Raw genomic sequence first — 16,035 nt, forward strand, 5'->3', positions numbered from 1 at the left:
CGGTGCTGGACCGGATGACGGCCGATTGGCTGGCCGTCGTCCGGATGCTCGGCGCGGAGCGGGTCGCGTACGTCGGGCTCTCCCTCGGCGCTCGCCTCGGGCTACCGGTGGCGGCTGCGCTCGGCGACCGGCTGCGATGCGCGGTTCTCGGCAAGTTCGGGCTGGTCCAACAGCATCCGGAGATGCCGCCCGGGCTGGCCCGGCCGGAACGCGTACGCCGGGAAGCGCGCGCTCTGACGGCTCCGGTCCTCTTCCATGTGCAGTGGGACGACGAGCTCTTCGCGCGCGACGGGCAGCTGGCCCTCTTCGACGCGCTCGGCTCACCCGGCAAGCAGCTCATCGCGTACGCGGGCGGGCATGGGGTGACCCCGCCCGGGGCGGTGGAACACTGGCGGACCTTCGTCCACCGCCACCTGGGCGAGGATTCGGCTTAACCCAGCACGGTACGCAGCGTCGCGGCGAAGGCGTCGGGGTCGCCCTTCATCCACGGGTTGTCGCCGAGGAAGCCGCCGTGGTGGCTGGGGAAGGTGACCGGAGCGGTGCCGAGACGGGCCGCCATCGCTTCGCCGCCCCGGTGGGCCATCTCGCCCTCCGACTCCGCGCCGACGCCGATGACGATGCGGGTCGCCGACGCCTTCAGCGCCTCGAAGTCGTGCTCGTAGTGCGTGCAGCTCAGCAGGTTCTGCCCGATGAGGGCGTCGTCGCGCCGTCCGTCGTCCTCGGTCGGCAGCCCGAACGCAGCCGGGTCCGGGATCGGCAGCGTGGCGAAGTCGGCCGGGTATTCGCCGCGGTGACTGGTCAGCATGATGAACATGGCCATCGCCGGGCCGAAGCCGCGGTCGGCGTACACCTCGTTCAACCGCTTGGCCGCGGCCAACGCGACCTCGCGGTCGGGCAGGTTCGGCATCGAGGGCGGCTCGTGGGCGACGAGCGTACGCACGATGCCCGGATACTGCGCGACCAACGCCAGCGCGTTCACCGCGCCGCCACTGCTGGCGAAGACGTCGACCGGCGCGCCGACCGCCTCGATCACCCGGCGCACGTCGTCGGCGTGCTGGTCCGGGGTCGACGGCGAGGCGGGCTCCTCCTTCGGGCTGCGGGCGGTGCCGCGCGGGTCGTAGGTGACGATCGTCCGGTCGGGGAACCGGGCGGCCAGCTCGGCGAAGCCGCCCGCGTCCATCGGCGAGCCGATGAGGAGCAGGGCCGGTTCGGTCGTGCCGTCGGCCGGGCGGACGTCATAGGTGATGACTGCGCCCGGCGCGCCGACGGTGCTGGTCTGGATCTCGCTCATCTGTGCTCCTTGAGGCTCCTTGGAGAATGTGTGCTCTACGAAAGGTAAGACGGGCCGGCCGGGCCGGACTCATCGGTCACCAGACGGAAATCTCGTCGAGCACCGATCCGGAGAAACCGAAGCGGTCATTGCGTACGCACGCCAGCCGGGCAGTCGTGGGCGGGTCGACCCGGGTGACTCGAATGTCGTCGTTCGCCCCATCCGGTGATTTTGCGGAGGTACGCCCCACGCTGCGGAACCGTTTGCCGTCGGTGGTCAGCTCGACGACCGTCCCGTCGCTGAGGAACGGAGTCCGGTAGACCACCAGGGAGACGCTCCGGGGCGTACCGAGGTCGACGCAGATGCGATGCCGGGTGGGCTGCGAGCACGCCGACGAACCCGCCGAGCACGGCGTACGCACCGCTTCGTTGGTGGTGAGGTCGCCGTCGGTCAGGGCGCACGGGCTCACCGCCGAGACGAGCGGCTTGCCGACGTCGCCCACCTTGCACTCGGCGTTCCGGGACGGCGGTGCGGTGCCGACCGGCAACGCGACGCTGCCGGTGCGGTAGAGGAAGTCCTTCGACGTCGCCACCACGATCACGGCCGCCGCCCGGTCCTCGTAGGGCCGCCGGTCCAACACCGCCCGCGTCTCGTGGGTCGTGATCCCGGTCGACTGCGGCTGCTCCTTCTCGCCGAGGGTCCACAGGGCGTACTCGGCGTCGCCGGGCAACCCGGTCCAGGAGACGGTCACCCGTTCGCCCGATCCGTCGACCCGGATCGGCGGCTCCCAGTAGCGCAGGTCGGGTACGCGTTGCTGCGTACCGGTCTGGTGCTGGAACGAGACCGCGACCTCCGGCCCCGCCAGCTGCCCGGCTTCGGGCGCATGCCGGGCGGTGACGGTGATGTTCTTGACCGGCTTGATCTTCTCGGCTGGAAAGGCGTACCCGCCGCGCTCGTCGACCTTGGCCGGCACCGGACTCGGGCAGAACCCCGGGACCAGGCAGAACAGGCCGAGGGAGAACATCGCGAAGCCGGTCCGCACGGTGTCTTCATCCGACACCTGGTACGCCTCGACGGTGGAGCGCGTCGCCGCCCGGCCGTCCTGGCGCAGCACCCGCCCGTAGAGCACGCCGGACGGCGCGGGCTCGGGGGCTGCGCCGGTCGGCTCCGGAGTGGTGGGCATGTCCTGGTAGGCGCATCCCGTCAGCAGCAGCACGGTCAGCAAGACGAGCAATCGGCGCGACATCCGTCGATTATGCGGTCGTACGACAGTCCCAGCGCGCATCGACACAGGGGGCGCGATCAGCGAAACAGCCCCGCGAGATCGCCCTTCCATCCATTGAGGACATGCGCCGGATCCGCGCCGAGGACGCCGGTCAGGACGGCCGCGTACACGTCGCGGAAGTCGGTGTGGAACTTCAGGTCGCCGTTGTCGAGGTCGGTCAGGCTCGGCTGGTCGCCGATCAGCCGCCCGCCCGCGACACCGGCTCCCGCGATCAGGATGTTCGACGCGGTGCCGTGGTCGGTGCCGTCGGAGGCGTTCGCGCGTACCCGCCGGCCGAACTCGGAGTAGACCATCACCACTACCTTGCGCCCGTTCTCGGTGCGCTTCATCCGGTCGAGGAATCCGCCGATGGCGGAGTCGACCGTCTTGAGCTGCGTCTGCTCCCCGGCCTTCTCGCCCGCGTGGAAGTCGAAGCCGCCCATCGACACGGAGAACACCCGGGTCATGACGCCCGCCTCGACGCAGGTGGCGACGAGGTCGAGCTGCGCGGCCAGCGGAGACTGCGCGCCGCCGGTGCCCGTCGCAGGGTCGTGATCGTCGTCTGCGCCGTCGTGGTCGTCGTCGGCGAGCGCCGCCGTGACCAGCTTGTCCACACTGACGAGGTCACCGAAGCACGCCGCCGCGCGCGCCTGCAACGCCGGTTCGCCGGGCATGGCCGCGCCGAGCGCGCGCAGGTCCGCGTCGGTCACGCTCTTCGGCACGGCGACGCTGCCGAGCGGGACGGCGGCGCCCGCGCAGGTCGCCCCCGCGAGCACCGGGGGCAGCACCGGCTCCAGCGAGATCGCCGACCGTGGGTCCCGGCCTGCCTGGTCAAGCCAGCGCCCGAGCCAGCCGGTCGCGCCGGGGCGCACCGGGTCCGCGGTCTGCCAGATGTCCATGGACCGGAAATGACTGCGGTCGGGCTTCGGGTAACCGACGCCGCGCACGATCGTCAGTTCTTTCCGGTCGTACGCCGAATGCAATCCCGTCATCGCCGGGTTGAGTCCGGTGTGCTCGTCGAGGCGGAGCACCTCCGAAGCCTCGTACGCCAGCTCGCCGCGCGCGTCGTGGTAGGCCGGATCGGCGTACGGGATGACGGTGGCGAGCCCGTCGTTGCCGCCGTAGAGCGTGACGAGCACCAGGGTGCGGTCGGCGGCGGCCGTCGGCTCCCCGGCGGTCGCGAGGATGTCGGCGATCGTGTAGACGCCCGCTCCGGCGGCCAGCGCGGTGCCACCGACGACGCCCGAGGCGAGGAGGAACTTGCGGCGGGTGACGGTGTCCATCGGGTCCTCCTTCAGCTGACCGCGTACTCGGGGCTGATCAACGCCAGGGTGACCAGTCGCTGCGGCTTCTTCGCGGCTTCGGTGAGCGCCTTGTGCGTCCGGTCGGTCCAGGCGTCGACGGCGAGCAGCCGGCCGAGCGTCTCGATCTTGGTGGCCGCCGAGCCGGAGCCCAGAGCGGACACAGTGGACTCTGGCAGAGCGGATGCGATCGCGGCCGCACCGCGCATCCGCGCCTGCAGGGAAGAGGTGGTGAGCCAGGCGGTCCCGGCCGGCCAGCCGCCGACGCTGGGCGGCCGCAGCGGCACCTGGCCCATGCCCCGGGTGGCGTTCAGCGCCGAGGTCAGCGCCTTGCCCTTCGCCGGTACGCCGAGCTGCCGCAGCGCGCCGACCGCCCACTCGACGGGTTGCTTGACGAGCTGACCGGCGGCGGAGCCGAACGCGTCGGCGGTGAACAACGCGGTCAGCAGCGCGCTGACGTCGTGCCCGCTCCCGTACGCCGTCACCAGACTGTCCCGAGTGGACGAAGACAGGGGCTCCCCGGAGCCGAAGCGCCGCCAGAACCGGGCCGCGAGGAACTCGGGATGAGCCCGCTGTTCCACCAGGAGCCGGACGAAGGAGTCCGCGTCGTGCGCTGACGTCTGGCCGAGAATCGTCGTGCTGCCCTGGGCGTGCCGGCGAGGAGTGAATACGGCCGCGCCGGTGGCGCGATCCAGACTCCAGCCGGTGAGCGCCTTGGCGCTCGCCTTCACATCGTCCTCGGTGTACGCGCCGACGCCGAGCGTGAACAGCTCCATCAGTTCACGGGCCAGGTTTTCGTTGGGCGCCTTGGCCGTGTTGCGCTGGCCGTCGAGCCAGTAGACCAGGGCCGCGTCGCGCACCATCGCGCGGGCGAAGACGCCGAAGTCCCCGGAGCCCAACGAACGAAACGTTTCGAGCTGCGTACGCATGAGCCGGGCGGACTGCACCTTCTGCGCGCTCGTCGCCCAATGCCCGTGCCAGAAGAACACCAGTTTCTCGGCGAACCCGTGATCCGCCGTCGCCATCCGGCCCACCCACGCCTGAGTCAGCGTCGTGAGCTGGTCCCGGGCCAGTTGCCGGGCCTGCGCCCGCTGCTCCCGGGTGGCCTCCTTGGCCGCCTTCTCCGTACGCCCGAAGAGCGGATCGTCGGCGAAGACCGGCAACGGCGCGGCCTTCTCCGGCCCACCCGGGCGGATCAGGTCCGCCACGACGTCGCGATAGTCGCGCGCCGCCGCGGCGTCCACCTCGGCCGCGGTGGGGCCGAAGGTCGCCCGGCGCAACAGATGCGCGACCAGCTTCCGGTCTGCCATGGCCACGACCGTACCGACGGCCGCTTCGCCGCGCAGCCGGGGGAGGTTCGGGGAATGTAAACCGTCAGAGGCGCTCGACCACGCGGAAGCGCTGAAGCACCGCCATCGTGTCGTCTCCGACGGTGAACTCCGGATCGTTCAGCCAGCCGCGATAGTCGGCCCCGTGCCAGAAGTCCTCGTGCCCCTCGCGCCACTCCGCGACCGAGGTGTACCCCTCGCCCTCGTCACGGGCGTGATCGAGGTCGACGTCGCCGATCCGGGCGATGCGTACCTCGGTCAGCTCGATCACGGCGACCAGGCGCTCGTCGGAGTCGGGCACGACAGCGCGCGTACCGACGACGGGCAGCGGATCGCCGTCGATCTCCCAGTCCTGCAGCAGTCCGGTGGTCGACGTCTTGGTGCCGTCGAGCACGGCTGCGACGAGTAGGTCACGCAGCGGACCCGGGAACCCGAGCTGGAACAGCGGAAGATCGTCGGTCATCGGGCGAGGCTAGCAACGTTCACTGGTTGTCCGCGGCTGCTTTTCCGCGCTCCATCTGCTCGACTGCGGGCGTGCCCGGCAGGGGGCGTACGCTGCCCGCGACCAGCGCGGCGAGACCGAGCATCACCGCGACCACGGTCAGCGCCCGGAGCACGGTGGCGTGCTCGCCGAGGAAACCGATCAGCGGCGGACCGGCGAGGAACGCGCAGTAGCCGATCGACGCGATGACGGAGACTCGGGCGGCCGCCCGCTGGGGATCGTCGCCACCGGCGCTCATCCCGACCGGGAAGCCGAGGCTGACGCCCACGCCCCAGAGCAGGGTGCCGGCGAACGCGTACGCCGGATTCGGCCCGAAGACGAACAGCAGCACGCCGCCGACCCCGATGACGCAGAGCACCCGCACGACCGGTACGCGTCCGTAGCGGTCGAGGATGCCGGGTCCGAACCATCGGCCGATCGTCATCGCGGTGAGGAACGCGGCGAACGCCAATGTGCCCAGGGCGGGGGAGACGCCGTGGCCGTCGATCGCGGCGACGCTGATCCAGTCGTTGCCGGTGCCCTCGGCGAAGGCGAACGCCAGCGTGAAGACCCCGACGAGCAGCGTACGCGGTTCCAGCCAAGCGGCCAGCGGGCTCGTCCGGACGGCGCCCTCCGCCGGAGCCGACTCCGACTCGGTGCGGTCGTTGAGGAAGCGTTGTGCGTACCACGGGATCGTCAGGACGATGACCACCGCGACGCCGAGCAGATGCGCGGTGACCGGGACCTTCAGGGCGATCATGAGCGTGCCCAGCAGCGCGCCCGCCACCGTCCCGAGGCTGAACCCCGCGTGGAAGCGCGACATGATCGAGCGGCCGAGCCGCCGCTCCACGATCGTGCCCTGCACGTTCATCGCGACGTCCCACGCACCGTTGGCGAATCCGAGCATCGCCAGGCCGACGACCACCGGGAACACCCCGGCGAGCGCACCGAGCGCGACCACCGTCAACGCCACCGACAGCAGCAACGCCATCGCGGTGACCGTTCGGGCGGAGCCGAACCGGCTGACCACCGGGCCCGACAGCGGCAGCGCGAGCAGCGAGCCGGCCGCGATGGCGAGCAGCACGAGGCCGAGCGTCGCCGGATCGAGTTCGAGCTGGTCACGGACCTGCGGGATGCGGGAGGCCCAGCTGGCGAAGGCGAAGCCCGAGCCGATGAAGGCGGCGTAGGTGGCCGTCGTCGCGGCGCGCGTGCTCGTCATGATCTAGAAAGTACCCTCACCACTGCGGGCGCAACGCGGGTAGCCGATCCCCGGTGAGCTCGCGGATCAGCCGCGCGAGCCCGGTCCGCAACGCGGCGAGCTCGGCCTCGCCCAGGCTCGCCCCGAGTTCGGCCTCCAGCCCATGCAGTACGCGTCCCGCCGCGCGCAGGTGCGTCTCGGCCTGTTCCGTCAGCACGACGAGTTTGCGCCGGCCACCGGCCGGATGGGGTTCCCGGCGGACGTAACCGCGCGCTTCCAAGTCGTCGACGAGCTGCCCGGCGGCCTGCTTCGTGACGCCGAGGCGCTCGGCGAGTTCCGTGCCGGTCGCGCCATGGCCCTTCAACGCCTGGAACACCGCGCCGTGCACGGGGCGCAGGTCACTGTGCCCGGCGGCGTCCATGCGCCGGACGAATTCGCCCAGCACCAGCTGGAAGCCCAGCCCCATCAAGTAGGTCAGCTCGGCGTCGGCGAGCGGATCGGTCCTCACCCGTCCATGTTGACACAGCCGAGTCAAGTTGCTTTACTCATCCGAGCGAGTAAAGCAACTTGACTTGGAGTCGTCATGAAGATCGTCCGCCCGACCGAAGACCGCCTCATCACCACGGCCGCGGCCGTCACCACGGCCCTCGCCGCACCGAGCCAGGGCAGCACCGAGCTGTGCAACTGGCGCGTACGCATGGAGCCCGGAACCGCCGGACCGCTGCACGCCATCGACCGCGAGCAGCTCTGGACGGTGCTCGCCGGATCACTCACCATCACCTGCGACGGAGCCACCGATCAGGCGGCGGCGGGGGAGACCGTGATCCTGCCCGCCGGGGTCCAGCGGCAGATCACCGCCGGTGACGAGCCCGCCGACATCCTCGTATGCATGGCGGTCGGCGGGATGGCTTCCGTTCCCGGAGACTCTTCTCCTGTTCCGCTTCCTTGGGCTCGCTGACGCTCCCTCCTTCGTTCTTGGGGCGGTCGGCGCGCTTTCGCGGGTGGTCGAGCGCGCGTCGCGTCTTAGGGCGGCGCGGGTTGGGGGCGGGCGTCGCACGTTTTCCGGGCGGTCGTCCCGCGTGTTGGGGGCGGTCGTCCCGCGTTTCCGGGATAACGCGGCCTCGAACACTGTGCGAGACCGCGTTTATCCCGGAAAACGCGAACCCCCCGCGCCCGACCACCCCGCGCGCCCGACCACCCCGCGTGAGCCCGCCCCCGCGAGCCCGACCACCCCGCGAGCGCACCGCGAAAGCTAGCGCCAAAGCACCAGGTCAGGGTCGCAAGCGACAGCGACAAGCTGGTCCAAGGTCAGCGGAGGCGTAGGCCGGCTGACCGGCCACCGCCCGTCAGCGTCAGCGGTGTTGTGCGTACGCGCAACAACAGCAGTCTGTCCGGTGTAGACATAGAGGACGTAGCCGATCATCCCGTCCGGGTCGCTGGTCTGATATACCTCGATGACCTCGCCGTGCGGACCCGTACGCAGAGTGCACAGCGTCCCGGTCAAACAGCGATCGGGTTCGGGCCGAGCTCGAACGGGGCCGGCTTCGATGACGACGGAACCCCGGCCGAGCCGGTCCTGAGTTGCCGCCCCGGCCAGGACCCCGCCACTGGTCATGGCGAAACCCGTCGAAACGCCCGCCGTCAGCGGCGGCGGCCCGGTCCAGTACGCGTCCCGCAGCTGGGCGAACTTCGTGCCGGGCAGGACGGCGGCCACACCACGGCGTACGGCGCAGGTGAATTTGTCGAGTTGTTCCGGCGACACCGAATCGGGGACGTCCGGTTCCTTCGGTTGGTGGCTGGAGCTGGGCAGCCCGGTCGGCTCAACCGACTGAGCCTGGGCGTCCGTGCTCGGCCCGACGCCGGGCAGGTTGTCGCCGAACGGGAACTCCGAACCGGCCGGCAGCGGCGTCGGCGCGTTCGTGGGCACGGTGGTGTCGCACGGCCCGGCCGCCGCGCCGCCGGCGAAGGGTTCCAGGTAGAAGACCGCCCCGAACAGCACGAAACCCGCGCCCATCGCGGCGGTGGCCATGCGCAACATCTCCGCCCGCCGCTTGCGCCGCCCGGCCGCGATGGCCTGCCGGGCCGTGATGCCCAACGGCGGCTCGGCGCGTCCGATCTGCTCCCGCAACGCGTCGCTGAACCAGTCTTCGCTCATCTCACGCCTCCTTGACCAGCCGCGACCGCAACAACGCCAGCCCCCGCGACGACTGACTCTTCACCGATCCCTCACTCATCCCGACCAGCTCCGCGACCTCGGCGATCGGCAGATCCTCCAGATGCCGCAACACGATCACCGCACGCTGCCGCGGCGGGAGCTGCGCGAGCATCGCCAGCACGTCGGTGTCCGTACCGCCCTGGCCAGGCGCCGGGTGGTCCGGCACGTCGGCCACGACACGTTCGCGTTTGCTCACTCTTCGATTACTCAGGTACGCGTTGAGCAGCGTCCGTCGTGTGTAGGCGTCGAGAGTGGCCGGCTGAATGCGCCGCCAATGCCGATAGAGCTGCACGAACGTGTGCTGAACCAGGTCCTCGGCAAGATGCCAGTCGCCGCACAAGGCGTACGCGATACGGCGCAGCTGAGCCGCGCGAGCGGAGAAGTACTCCGCGAACTCGGCGTCCTTGGTCTGCCCGGCTTCGGTCACACATCATGTACGCACGAATACCCGTAAAAGTTGAGACGCAGTGCGGACAATTTCGGGCCTGTGATCGTGGCACTTTCTCGCGACCTTGACCCCCTGGAAGGTGTCATACCTTCGTTCTAATGTTGATCTGTGAACGGGGCATTGGCGCAGGCAGAGGCGGATGTCGCCGAGCTTGCTGCTGGTCCCCTGTGGACGTTTTCCGACGCCGAGATCACCGATGAGGTGCGCCGTACGTTTGCGTTGGTGCAGCGGTTGTCGGCCCGGCTGCTCGCGTTGGTGGGGACGGCCGAGGGGCGGGAGGTGCCGTACAACGCTGGGGCCACTGGGACGGCGAACTGGTTGACGTTTCTGCTGGCGGTCAAGCACACCACCGCCAAGGACATGGCCAAACTGGCGAAGTTGCTGCCGACGGTGCCGGTGCTGGAGGAAGCTCTCGCCGCTGGGCGGGTGAACGTCGAGCAGGCGCAGGTGATCGCGTCGACGGTGCACGGGCTGCCGAACGCGGTCGGTGAGCAGGGCAAGGCCAAAGCAGCCGAGGTGCTGACCAAGCTGGCCGTCGAGCAGCGGGAACGGCCCGACGTGCTGGAGCGGCACAAGCGGCAGATCTTGGAGCTGGTGGCTCCGGAGATCGCCGAGGAACGCCTGCGCAAGGAGTTGGAGCGGGCCGAGCGGTCGGCGCACGACCGGCGTGACTTCACCCTGATCCCGAACGGTGAAGGCGAGTACCGCATCCGCGGCATCCTGGACGCGGAGATGGCTGCGATCCTCCGCGCCGCGTTGGATCCATTGTCGGCACCGCGCCGGCCCGCACCTATCGCCACGGCAGACCAAACGCTGAGCGGTGACAACTCAGACTTCCCGGACGGCAGCGGCGGCCAGCCGGACCTCGGCGCAGCATTCGGCGGATCTGGCACGCGCCCCGGCGGCAGCGGCGATCATCCGGTGTTCGGCGGCGTGGCGACCGCGGCTGGCGGCGCGATCGCGGCTGGCGGCTCAGACGCGGCTGGCGGCGCGCGTTCGGCAGGTGGCGGCACGGTACCCGGCTTGGCGACGGCGGCCGAGGCGGATCTGGCAGGCGATGCGCATCCGTCGCACGGCGGGAGTGGCCGGACGGGCCGGGTGTTGCCGGGTGATCCGGATCTGCGGTCGGCCGGTGCCCGCCGGGCGGATGCGCTGATTGAGCTGTGTGAGCGGATCCTGCACGCGGGGGAGCTGCCGGACAATGGTGGCCAGAAACCGCATCTCACGGTCACTTTGCCGTGGGAGCAGCTGAAGGCCAAGGTCGGCGCCGGGCTGCTGGACACCGGCGACCTGCTCACCCCGGAAACCGTCCGCCGCCTCGCCTGTGACGCGGTCATCATCCCCGCCGTCTTGGGCGGTGACGGGCAGGTCCTCGACGTCGGCCGCGCCCGCCGCCTCATCGACGGCCCGCTACGACGTGCGCTTGTGTTGCGAGACCGCGGATGCGCCTTCCCGGGATGTGATCGCCCACCGCAGTGGTGCGACGGCCACCACGTCCAGGCGTGGGCAGACGGCGGCACTACCTGTTTAGCGAACTCTGTCCTGCTTTGCGGCTTCCACCACCGCGAGATCCACCACGGACACTGGCAAGTACGCATCAGAACCGACGGCTTCCCCGAATTCCTCCCACCCGCCTTCATCGACCCGTTCAGACGGCCCGTGCAGAACACCCTGCACAGACGCTGCTGATGCAGTCGGACAAGCAAGCGTTCGGGCACAGTGGTTCCAGTCGGGCGGACACGGCTGGCGTGTCAGGGACGCAAACCGGTGATCGTCTCCGGGGTGAGACGCCGGCCGAACGCGGCGAGCGCGCCGAGCATCTTGGTGTCGCTCCGGAGACGTTGCCCGGCGGCCACAACGGCAACCTGACCTACCCGCGAGCCTTCGCCGGACGGGTGGCGGAGCTGCTGAAGTGACCGCCAGCGGCGCGACTCAGGTGAGCTGGCCGATCGCGTCGATGAGCAGCCAGACGCCGAAGATCACGAACAGCACGGCCGCGCCGTATTTGATCGCCTTCTCCGGCAGCGCCTTGCCGAGCCAGCGTCCGACCAGGATCGCGAGGGCGTCGGCCGCCACCATGCCGACGGTCGAGCCGATCCAGGTGCCGAACCACCCGTGCTGAGTTGCGAGGGTGATCGTGGCCAGCATCGTCTTGTCGCCGAGCTCGGCGAGGAAGAATGCGCCGCCGACGGCCCACAGCGCGGATCGGCCGGCACGACCGGCTTTGGCCTTCTCGTCGTCGGTGAGGCTGTCACCGCGCAGCGTCCACGCGCCGAACCCGAGGAATGCGATGCCGGCTGCCAAGCCGATCCACCCGGTCGGCAAGGCCGCCCCGAGTCCGTAGCCGATCGCGACCGAGACCAGGTGCACTACCGCGGTGGCGATGCTGATGCCTGCCAACACCGTCGTTGCGCGATATCTCGTTGCGAACGTCATCGCCATGAGCTGTGACTTGTCGCCGAGTTCGGCGACGAAGACCACGCCGAAACTGATCGCGAGCGCGACCAGGAAACCTTCCACTGTGCGTCCTCCCGGGGTGTACGCCGGGAGGAGAACGCGTGCGACGACCTCGACCCGGCATGGCTGCCTGAGCCGAAGGTCTCGCCCACCCGTCCTCGGTCACGCCGAGTGCGGGCCGGAGGACCGGGTCCCGGGGGACCAGTGTGTCGACCACTCCGTGGGGGGCTACTCCCCTTCGCTGCGGATGAGGCTACCGGGCCGTCGGTTACGGGCGGGCGACGACGTGATCAAGGCCACGGGCAACGTTTCGGGGTCCCGATTCCGTCTCCTTCACGACGGGCTAGCGGGGGAGGGCCGGATGGCTGAGTCGAGGCGCGTACGCAAGACGAAGGTCAAGTCGCCGGTGTGGGCGCGGTTGGTCGTGACCCTGGGCCTGCTGGTGGGCCTGGCCGGATTCGGCGGCATGGCCATGGTCGGCAAGTACTTCGGGGACTTGACGGGAGGCATCGAGACCGGGACGACCAGCGAATCGGGCGCGCCGGTCGAGAAGGTTTCCGCGGGCAAGGCGTTGAAGGGCCCGATCACGCTGTTGCTGCTCGGTATCGACCACCGCGAGGGCTGGGCGGCCAACGACGCGCGGGCGGACACGATCATCATCCTGCACATCTCCGCCGACCACGATCAGGCGTATCTGATCTCGTTGCCCCGAGACCTCGCCGTGCCCATTCCCGCCTGGTCGAAGTCCGGGTTCAAGGGAAGCATCATGAAGATCAACGCGGCCTATGAGAAGGGAGCGCAGCGGGGCGTCGGCTGGCAGGGCGGAGCCGGGCTGACGGAGAAGACGATCAAACAACTCGCCGGGATCACGTTCAACGGCGTCGTCGTCATCGACTTCAGCGGCTTCAAGAACGTCATCACCGCGATGGGCGGCGTACACATGTGCGTCGAGAAGAACACCTGGTCCAGCCACTACATCAAGAACTCCAAGGGCCAGCCCGAGTACTACAGCTACAAGGGTGAGAAGCCCCTGCCGAACAGCTGGATCCATCAGAAGGGCTGCCGGGACATGGCCGCCTGGGAGGCGCTCGACTATTCGCGCCAGCGCTACGGGCTGCCCAACAGCGACTACGACCGGCAGAAGCACCAGCAGCAGCTGCTGAAGTCGATGGCGAAGAAGGCGACCAGCGCGGGCGTACTGACCAATCCCGGGAAGCTGTCGGAGATCTTCAAGGCGGCGGGGAGCTCCTTGAAGATGGACACCAAGGGCGTACCCCGGGACGACTTCGTCTTCTCGCTGAAGTCGCTGGCCGCCGCCGACCTGATCACGCTCAAGACCAACGGCGGCCACTTCGCTGAATGCGCCTACGACATCGGCAGCAGTTGCGAGGGAATCACCCAGGGCACGAAGGACATGCTCGCCGCCGTCAAGACCGACACCTTGGGTGACTTCATCACCGACAACCCCGAGTACCTGAGCATTCCGGCCGCTTAGCACCCCGGCGGCCTAGAACAGGGGAATCCCGGCGATCTTGCACAACTCCTGCATGGCCTTGTACGCCTTGCTGAAGTCCGCGCCCGATCGTGCGCTCAGAACGCTCTTCAACGCGTCCGAGCAACTGGTGAGCTGCTCGACCTTGCCGGTGTCGGTGCCGCCGCTCGCGGCGTTCTCGGCCCGGGCCTTGGCCGCGTCCGCCTGGGCCGCCGCGACCTGCGCCTGGAGCTCCTGCACTTTGCGCTGGCCGTCGGCCACCTGCGCGGCGAGCTGGTCCTCTCGCTCGCGGTGGGCCTTGTCGGCCGAGAGGAAGTAGCCCGTCACGGCGGTCAGCGCAATCAGGAGGACCACGACGAGCCCGGTCAGGATCTTGACCGTCGGCCGCCGCGGCGGGCGGTCGTAAGGCACGGCCGTCACGGGATAGTCCTGGACCGTGGTCGGAACGGCGGCGCGGCCGTGCACGGGCACGGTCGGTTCGTCGGGGGCGGTCGGCATCGCCATCTCCCAGGGGATCTCGCCGGATCTGGCCGGAGTGGATCAAGTGTCTTCGCACCTAGTGTGGCCCCCGAGGGCAAACCCCGCTCGGCAATGTCGTCAGGCTGTCAGGAAAAGTCAGGCGATCGGGATAGTCAGGCCGTCCGGAAAATCGGTTGGCCAGATCCCCGGCTTCGGCGATCCTCGTGGCATGACGTACTGACGCGCACCTCCGGTTCCGAGTCCGTTCTTCCTCCCGAAGCGAGCGTCTTCTTTTGTCTCAGCCCTTCGCGGCCGTCACCGAATCCGGTACGGCCACTGTCACCGTGTTCGCCGCGCCCACCAGCTGGATCGAGTCCGACGCCGTCGCGCAGTGCCATCAGGTCGCGGCGTTGCCGGGCATGATCCACGTCGCCGGGATGCCCGACCTCCACCCCGGCAAGGGCGCCCCGATCGGCGCGGCCATGTCGTCGTCCGTGCTCTATCCGCTACTCGTCGGCTCCGACATCGGTTGCGGGATCGCCGTCTTCCCGATCCGGCTCAAGCGCGTCGTGCCCGAGAAGCTCGCGGCCCGGTTCCCCGACCTCGACGTGCCGCTGCATCCGGCGGTGGACGCCGACGACCCCGCCTGGTCGGTGCTCGACGGCGAGATCATGGCGAACATCCCGGCCGGTCACCTCGACAGCCTGGCCACCGTCGGCCGAGGCAACCACTTCGTCGAACTCGCCCGGGTCGGCCCGATCCTGGCGGCCGCCCACGCCGAGCGCATTGAGCTCGCCGAAGGCGACCTCGTCCTCATCGTCCACAGTGGCTCCCGGGGATTCGGCGAGCGGATTCTTCGTGAGCACACCGAGGTCCACGGCGCGGGTCCGGCCGCCGATCCAACGGCGTACCTGGCCGCCCATGATGACGCCGTCCGGTGGGGTTCGCTCAACCGGCGGCTGATGGCAGCCCGGGTCGCGTACGCGTTGGGAGCCGAACCGGCCGACCCGATCGTCGACGAATGCCACAACCTCGTCGAAGTACGCGACGGCGGTTACCTGCACCGCAAGGGAGCCGCCCGCGGCGACGGTCGCGACGTGCTGATCGCCGGCACCCGCGGTACGCCGTCCTACCTGGTGGCGGCGCATGCCGGGGCGGAGGCGAACTACTCCGTGGCGCACGGGGCCGGACGTAAGATGTCGCGCGCCGACGCGCTGCGGCGCGGTCGCGCCAAGCACACCGTCGAGGAGTTGCGGCGTACGCCGGTCGGCTCGGTGGTGGTCTGCGGCGACCGGCAGCTGCTGTTCGAGGAGGCGCCGACGGCGTACAAGCGGATCGAGCAGGTGATCGGCGACCTCGTCGGGCATGACCTCGCGACGCCGATCGCCACGACGATTCCCCTCGTCACCTACAAGACCGCCGAGGCGGGCGCCGCTGACGGGGATGCCCGACGCGACCGGCGGAAGCGGGGCCGGCGGTGAGCGTACACCTGCTGTTGTCGGCTGGACGTGGCCCGCAGGAATGTGCGTGGGCTGTAGCGATGCTGGCCCGCCGGCTCGAAGCCGACGCCGGGCGACGCGGGGTGACCGCTCGCCGGATCGAGACCGTGCGCGGCGAGCGGCCGGGCACGCTGCTGTCGGTGCTGGTCGCGCTCGACGGCGAGGACACCGGAGCCGTGGCGGCGTTCGCAGCGAGCTGGACGGGAACGCTGTGCTGGCAAGCGCCGAGTCCTTATCGGACGGTGGGCCGGAAGAACTGGTACGTCACCGCCCAGCCGTGCCAGGTCGACGCCGAGCGGATCGGATTCGACGAGTCCGAGGTGGACGTCGTCGCGTGCCGCACCGGCGGACCGGGCGGCCAGCACCGCAACAAGGCCAGCACGGCGGTACGGGCGACGCACCGGCCGACCGGCACGGTCGTCGTGGTGGACACCGAACGGCACTTCGCACTGAACCGCCGCATCGCGATGCAGCTGCTTCGCAGCCGGATCGCCGAGCGGGACGAGGCGGCCGGGCGTGAGCTCGTCGCCGGTCGATGGCGAATCCACGACGAGCTGATCCGGGGCAATCCGACGCGGGTCGAGCGCCCCTGAAGCTATCCACAGTGGGCTGGCGGCTTTGCG

At 69.9% G+C, this 16,035-nt stretch carries 18 protein-coding genes; 7 read left to right on the forward strand and 11 right to left on the reverse strand.

The annotated features are described in order from the left end of the window. Positions 1-434 (forward strand): hypothetical protein (locus tag HOV77_RS31320; protein WP_290868845.1); only part of this gene is annotated, 434 nt, incomplete at its 5' end. Here HOV77_RS31320 and HOV77_RS31325 read toward each other — a convergent pair. The 7 genes from HOV77_RS31325 to HOV77_RS31355 all read right to left on the reverse strand — a co-directional run bounded on the left by HOV77_RS31325 (position 431) and on the right by HOV77_RS31355 (position 7,350). Continuing rightward, positions 431-1,291, reverse strand: coding sequence for an alpha/beta hydrolase (locus HOV77_RS31325; RefSeq protein ID WP_290868848.1), 861 nt, complete (start codon positions 1,289-1,291; stop codon positions 431-433). The genes HOV77_RS31320 and HOV77_RS31325 overlap by 4 nt on opposite strands. 76 nt (positions 1,292-1,367) lie before the next feature. Further along, complete coding sequence (locus HOV77_RS31330) at positions 1,368-2,516, reverse strand: hypothetical protein (RefSeq protein ID WP_290868851.1); 1,149 nt, start codon at positions 2,514-2,516, stop codon at positions 1,368-1,370. Between the two features lie 56 nt (positions 2,517-2,572). Next, complete coding sequence (locus HOV77_RS31335; protein WP_290868853.1) at positions 2,573-3,817, reverse strand: DUF1501 domain-containing protein; 1,245 nt, start codon at positions 3,815-3,817, stop codon at positions 2,573-2,575. Positions 3,818-3,828: 11 nt separating this feature from the next. Continuing rightward, on the reverse strand, positions 3,829-5,145 hold the full coding sequence (locus HOV77_RS31340; protein WP_290868855.1) for a DUF1800 domain-containing protein: 1,317 nt from the start codon (positions 5,143-5,145) through the stop codon (positions 3,829-3,831). Positions 5,146-5,209: 64 nt separating this feature from the next. Next, the gene (locus HOV77_RS31345; protein ID WP_290868857.1) at positions 5,210-5,626 is read right to left on the reverse strand and encodes an ASCH domain-containing protein; all 417 of its coding nucleotides are present in this window, start codon (positions 5,624-5,626) and stop codon (positions 5,210-5,212) included. Between the two features lie 19 nt (positions 5,627-5,645). Then, positions 5,646-6,863: an MFS transporter gene (locus HOV77_RS31350; protein ID WP_290868860.1), complete on the reverse strand. Its 1,218-nt coding sequence runs from the start codon at positions 6,861-6,863 to the stop codon at positions 5,646-5,648. A 16-nt stretch (positions 6,864-6,879) separates the two neighbouring features. Beyond that, entirely contained in the window at positions 6,880-7,350 is a 471-nt protein-coding gene (locus HOV77_RS31355) for a MarR family transcriptional regulator (protein WP_290868862.1), read from the reverse strand. A 75-nt stretch (positions 7,351-7,425) separates the two neighbouring features. Here HOV77_RS31355 and HOV77_RS31360 point away from each other — a divergent pair, with 75 nt between their 5' ends. Further along, positions 7,426-7,800: a cupin domain-containing protein gene (locus tag HOV77_RS31360; RefSeq protein WP_290868865.1), complete on the forward strand. Its 375-nt coding sequence runs from the start codon at positions 7,426-7,428 to the stop codon at positions 7,798-7,800. A 294-nt stretch (positions 7,801-8,094) separates the two neighbouring features. Here the strand turns inward: HOV77_RS31360 and HOV77_RS31365 are convergent, their stop codons facing one another. Together HOV77_RS31365 and HOV77_RS31370 are read right to left on the reverse strand one after the other, a co-directional pair. Continuing rightward, positions 8,095-8,997 (reverse strand): hypothetical protein, encoded by a 903-nt coding sequence (locus HOV77_RS31365; protein ID WP_290868868.1) that lies wholly within the window; start codon positions 8,995-8,997, stop codon positions 8,095-8,097. A 1-nt stretch (position 8,998) separates the two neighbouring features. Then, positions 8,999-9,484 (reverse strand): SigE family RNA polymerase sigma factor, encoded by a 486-nt coding sequence (locus tag HOV77_RS31370; protein WP_290868871.1) that lies wholly within the window; start codon positions 9,482-9,484, stop codon positions 8,999-9,001. Between the two features lie 129 nt (positions 9,485-9,613). Between HOV77_RS31370 and HOV77_RS31375 the strand changes: the two genes are divergently transcribed. Together HOV77_RS31375 and HOV77_RS31380 are read left to right on the forward strand one after the other, a co-directional pair. Further along, positions 9,614-11,194 carry an HNH endonuclease signature motif containing protein gene (locus HOV77_RS31375; protein ID WP_290868874.1) on the forward strand — a complete coding sequence of 527 codons (1,581 nt, stop codon included), beginning with the start codon at positions 9,614-9,616 and terminating at the stop codon, positions 11,192-11,194. A 59-nt stretch (positions 11,195-11,253) separates the two neighbouring features. After that, positions 11,254-11,421 (forward strand): hypothetical protein, encoded by a 168-nt coding sequence (locus HOV77_RS31380; RefSeq protein ID WP_290868877.1) that lies wholly within the window; start codon positions 11,254-11,256, stop codon positions 11,419-11,421. A gap of 16 nt (positions 11,422-11,437) precedes the next feature. Here HOV77_RS31380 and HOV77_RS31385 read toward each other — a convergent pair whose 3' ends face one another. Then, positions 11,438-12,025, reverse strand: a complete 588-nt coding sequence (locus HOV77_RS31385; protein ID WP_290868880.1) for a TMEM165/GDT1 family protein — start codon at positions 12,023-12,025, stop codon at positions 11,438-11,440. Positions 12,026-12,323: 298 nt separating this feature from the next. Between HOV77_RS31385 and HOV77_RS31390 the strand changes: the two genes are divergently transcribed. Beyond that, positions 12,324-13,457: an LCP family protein gene (locus HOV77_RS31390; protein ID WP_290868882.1), complete on the forward strand. Its 1,134-nt coding sequence runs from the start codon at positions 12,324-12,326 to the stop codon at positions 13,455-13,457. Positions 13,458-13,469: 12 nt separating this feature from the next. Here the strand turns inward: HOV77_RS31390 and HOV77_RS31395 are convergent, their stop codons facing one another. After that, a complete protein-coding gene (locus tag HOV77_RS31395; protein WP_290868885.1) occupies positions 13,470-13,952 on the reverse strand; it encodes a hypothetical protein in 483 nt (160 codons plus the stop codon). A gap of 254 nt (positions 13,953-14,206) precedes the next feature. Here HOV77_RS31395 and HOV77_RS31400 point away from each other — a divergent pair, with 254 nt between their 5' ends. Beyond that, a complete protein-coding gene (locus HOV77_RS31400) occupies positions 14,207-15,394 on the forward strand; it encodes an RNA ligase RtcB family protein (RefSeq protein ID WP_290868887.1) in 1,188 nt (395 codons plus the stop codon). Beyond that, on the forward strand, positions 15,391-16,005 hold the full coding sequence (gene prfH, locus HOV77_RS31405; RefSeq protein ID WP_290868890.1) for a peptide chain release factor H: 615 nt from the start codon (positions 15,391-15,393) through the stop codon (positions 16,003-16,005). Before HOV77_RS31400 ends, prfH begins: the two co-directional genes overlap by 4 nt. Positions 16,006-16,035 lie beyond the last annotated feature (30 nt).

The organism is Hamadaea sp. (assembly GCF_013362815.1).
In the GTDB taxonomy this organism is placed as follows: domain Bacteria; phylum Actinomycetota; class Actinomycetes; order Mycobacteriales; family Micromonosporaceae; genus Hamadaea.